This window comes from Tissierella sp. (assembly GCF_052089545.1).
Lineage (GTDB): Bacteria > Bacillota > Clostridia > Tissierellales > Tissierellaceae > Tissierella_A.
The window spans coordinates 1-4,486 of the sequence record NZ_JBQDAA010000066.1; the positions used below are offsets into that span (position 1 = coordinate 1).

At 28.1% G+C, this 4,486-nt stretch carries 6 protein-coding genes; all 6 read left to right on the top strand.

The genetic code is table 11. The features are described 5' to 3' along the window. Window positions 1-271 (top strand): endolytic transglycosylase MltG (mltG, locus tag ACTHW2_RS06475; RefSeq protein ID WP_442263156.1); only part of this gene is annotated, 271 nt, incomplete at its 5' end. 25 nt (window positions 272-296) lie between these two features. After that, window positions 297-944: an O-methyltransferase gene (locus ACTHW2_RS06480; RefSeq protein ID WP_442263157.1), complete on the top strand. Its 648-nt coding sequence runs from the start codon at window positions 297-299 to the stop codon at window positions 942-944. Between the two features lie 4 nt (window positions 945-948). Then, complete coding sequence (locus ACTHW2_RS06485) at window positions 949-2,175, top strand: peptidase U32 family protein (RefSeq protein WP_442263158.1); 1,227 nt, start codon at window positions 949-951, stop codon at window positions 2,173-2,175. Between the two features lie 5 nt (window positions 2,176-2,180). Further along, on the top strand, window positions 2,181-2,795 hold the full coding sequence (gene udk / locus ACTHW2_RS06490; RefSeq protein WP_442263159.1) for a uridine kinase: 615 nt from the start codon (window positions 2,181-2,183) through the stop codon (window positions 2,793-2,795). Window positions 2,796-2,862: 67 nt separating this feature from the next. Then, complete coding sequence (locus ACTHW2_RS06495) at window positions 2,863-3,813, top strand: penicillin-binding transpeptidase domain-containing protein (RefSeq protein WP_442263160.1); 951 nt, start codon at window positions 2,863-2,865, stop codon at window positions 3,811-3,813. 11 nt (window positions 3,814-3,824) lie between these two features. Further along, the coding region (locus ACTHW2_RS06500; protein ID WP_442263161.1) for a penicillin-binding transpeptidase domain-containing protein at window positions 3,825-4,486 on the top strand (662 nt) is incomplete at its 3' end.

Here is a 4,486-nt window from a genome sequence, read left to right on the forward strand (position 1 = left end):
TATGCCGCTTCAAGTAGATGCTACAGTCCAATATGCAATAAAAGAAAGAAAAGAACGTTTACTATATAAAGATTTAGAAATTGAATCTCCTTATAATACTTATAAATATAAGGGATTACCACCAGGTCCTATAGCTTCTCCAGGTAAAGAATCTTTAATAGCCACCATAAACCCATCAGATGTAGATTACCTTTTTTATGTATTAAAAAAAGGTGGAAATGGAGAGCATATATTTACAAAAACTTTTGAAGAACATAAAAAAGCAAAATAAAAAAATTAAGCATAGGATGATAAATTTGAGTAATATAAATAATGAATATATAGAAGAGTATATAAGAAGTCTATTACCAGAAAAAGATGATAATTTTAAATCTATGGAGGAATATGCTAAAAAAAACCATGTTCCTATAATAGAGCCCGAGGTCGCACAATTTCTATCAGTTCAATTAAAAGCATTAAAACCAAAACGAATACTTGAAGTAGGTACAGCAATAGGTTATTCTTCTTTAATATTTGCTGACTCACTAGATGGTAATTATTCTATTACTACTATTGAAAGAAGAGCTGATATGATAGAACTTGCCCTTAAAAATATTTTAAATACAAAGCATAAAAAAAATATAAATATATTGCAAGGAGAAGCGGAAGAAATTTTACCAAAGCTAAAAGAAAAATATGATTTAATATTTATAGATGCAGCAAAAGGACAATATTTAGAGTTTTTTAACGAAGCTCTAGAGTTTTTAGATTCAAATGGAATGATTATATGCGATAATGTATTATTTAAAGGAATGGTAGCAACAGATAATTTAGTAGTAAGAAGAAAGAAAACAATAGTAAAAAGATTAAGAGAATTTTTGCAATATATAAACCAAATAGAAGGATACTCATCTTGTATAATTCCTATAGGAGATGGACTGGCCTTAATATATAAGGAGATGTGATTTTTTGAAAAAAATAGAATTATTAGCTCCGGCAGGAGATTTAGATAAATTAAAAATGGCTATTATTTATGGTGCTGATGCAGTATATTTAGGTGGAGAATCATTTGGACTTAGAAAATCTTCTAAAAATTTTTCCCTTGAAGATATAAAAAAGGGAGTAGAATATGCTCATAGTAAAGACAAAAAGGTATATATAACTTTAAATATAGTACCTCATGATGAGGATTTAGAAGGCTTAGAAAAATATGTTAAATATTTGAAAAGTATAAATGTAGATGCTGTTATAGTATCAGATCCTGGAATGTTTTCTGTAATTAAAAGAACAGTTCCAGACCTGCCAATTCATATAAGTACACAAGCAAGTGTTACTAATTATGAAACAATCATGTTTTGGTATAGTTTAGGTGTTAGAAGAATAGTACTTGCCAGAGAGCTTTCATTTGAAGAAATTAGAAGCATAACAAATAGAATTCCTGAAGACTTGGAAATAGAAGCTTTTGTACATGGTTCTATGTGCATGTCTTATTCAGGGAGATGTCTTATGAGCAACTATATGGCGGATAGAGATGCAAATAGAGGAGACTGTGCACAGCCTTGTAGATATAAATATCATGTAGTAGAAGAAAAAAGACCAGGAGAATATTTTCCCATAATAGAGGACGACGGAGGTACTTTTATATTTAATTCCAAAGACCTTTGCATGATTGAATATATGGATGAATTAATAAAGGCAGGCATAAATAGTTTTAAAATTGAAGGAAGATCAAAGAGTGCTTATTATGTATCAACAGTAATAAGGGCTTATAGAATAGCACTTGATGAGTATCTAAAAGACTCTGAAAACTATAAATATGATAAAAAATGGTTAGAAGAGCTCCAAAAGGTAAGCCATAGAGACTTTACGACAGGATTTTATTTTGGGAAAACTGAAGATGCACAAGTCTACTCTACAAGCTCCTATGTAAGGGGTTTTGATTTTATTGGAATGGTATTAGATTATGAACCTTCTACTAAAGTAGCTACAATAGAACAAAGAAATAGGATATTTGTGGGGGATGAGATTGAAATATTTGGACCTAAAAAAGAATATTTTACTCAGACTATTGAAAAGATGTGGAATGATAAAGGCGAAGAAATAGATGTAGCTCCACATGCACAGCAGATTATAACATTAAAAGTAAAAGAAGATATAGATAAATATTATTTAATACGAAAAAGAAAAGAGGACTGATTATATTGAACGCACCTATCTTAATTGGGATTACTGGAGGTACAGGTTCAGGAAAATCTACCGTATCAAAGGAAATATTTAAAACAGTTCCAGAAAAGGATATAGTAATAATGGAACAAGATTCATATTACAAAGATCAAAGTGATCTATCATATAATGAAAGAATAAAAACCAATTATGATCATCCATCGGCATTTGATAATGATTTATTGGTAGAACACTTAAAACGATTAAAAGCTGGGAAATCTATAGAAAAACCAATATATGATTTTGAAAATCATAATAGAAAAAAAGAAACAATAATAGTTGAACCTAAAAAGATAATTATATTAGAAGGAATATTAATTTTATTTGAAAAAGAAATTAGAGATTTATTGGATATAAAAATATTTGTAGATACAGATTCAGATGTAAGAGTTATTAGAAGAATACTTAGAGACATAAAAGAACGAGGTAGAACTTTAGACTCGGTAATACTTCAATATATGGAAACTGTTAGGCCAGCTCACTTACAATTTATAGAACCTAGTAAAAGATATGCTGATATAAATATACCAGAAGGTGGATATAATAAAGTAGCTATAGATTTAATAGTCCAAAAGATTAAATCTATACTTTGAAAAAATGAATAATATATAAGAATATCTCCCCATATATATGCTAACAATATATATGGGGAGGTTTTTTATGAAAAAATCTAAAATTATATTTAAAAATAAAAGAATGGTTATCTTTTTTTCTTTAATAGTTTCCTTATTTATCTTGCTTTCTTTAAGATTATATTATCTGCAAGTATTTAAAAGTGATGAATTAACTACTAATGCCTTAAATCAAAGAGGGAAAAAGATTTCAATAAGCTCTAACAGAGGTATAATATTTGACAGAAATCTCACACCTCTAACTAATAATAATAAAACAAAAACTCTTATAATAACTAAAGAAATGCTTAAAAAACCTTCAATATATAAAAACATATCAAAATATACTAGTTTAGATTTAAATGAATTAGAGGAAATCAAAAATAAAAAGGATAATATTTTAGAAATTCCACTAAAAAAAGATGTAAGGCTAGAACTATTAAACAAAGATGCATTTTTAATAGATGTGGTAAATAGATATAATAAAAAAGGAATTTTATCTCATGTTATTGGATATGTAAATGAATATGATAATAAAGGAAGAAGTGGTATAGAAAAGGTCTATGATGAATTTTTAAAAATAGAAACTAAAGAATCTTTTATAGTAGAATATGACAGGGATAGAAAATTAATTTTAGGAGGCTCTTATAATGTAAATAAGGAGATAAACCCTTCAAATCCAGCAGGAGTTAAGCTTACTATTGATTATAATATACAGAAAATAGTTGAAAAAATAATGGATAAAAACAGAGTAAATGGTTCAGTAATTGTTGGTGAGGTTGAATCAGGAGAAATTCTAGCCTTAGCATCTAGACCTAATTTTAATCCTAAAAATATAAAAAATTATTTTGTTGATAAGGATATGGCTTTACATAATAAAGCTATTCAAATCACATATCCTCCTGGATCTGTTTTTAAAATAGTAGTTTTTTTAGCTGCCTTAGAAGATAATCCAAGTATACTAGATAAGAATTTTTTTGTAAAGGCTATGAAGAGATAAACGGAGTAAAAATGAATTGTAATAGTATCCATGGACTATTATCTCTAAAAGAAGCATTTTCTAAATCTTGTAATAGTACATTTATTCAAATTGCAGAAGAATTAGGAGGACAGAAGATTTTAGATGCAGCTAAAAGATTAGGATTAGAAGATAAAGCAAGTATAGGTCTTTTAGAAGAAGCTAAGGGAAAATTACCAACATATAAAGAGACTTATGGAGCAGCGATTGGTAATATTGCTATAGGTCAAGGTAATTTAGAACTAACTCCTCTTCATATTACAAATTTATTAATGACTATAGCTAATGATGGAATTAGCAAAAATACGACTTTAATAAAAGGGATAACTAATATTGATGGAAAGATGATAAAAGAATATTTTAAGGAAAGTGATAAAAGATTGATATCTTCTTCAAATGCAAGTATACTACAAGAAATGTTAGTAGAGGTTGTAAAAACTGGTACTGCTAAATCTATGGATTTAAAAGCTTTAGGAGGTGCAGGTGGTAAAACTGGTTCTTCACAAGCTAGATATAATGATGAGGATACAATCCACGGTTGGTTTAGTGGTTTTTATCCTGCAAATAACCCCAAATATGTTGTTACAATTTTATATGAAAATGCACCTAATGGTTCTGAAGATACTTTACCAATATTTGAAGAAATAATAAAAGA

Bases quoted from the DNA above. Each gene is read 5' to 3' on its own strand.
- ACTHW2_RS06495 (WP_442263160.1), top strand. From the start codon at position 2,863: ATGAAAAAATCTAAAATTATATTTAAAAATAAAAGAATGGTTATCTTT.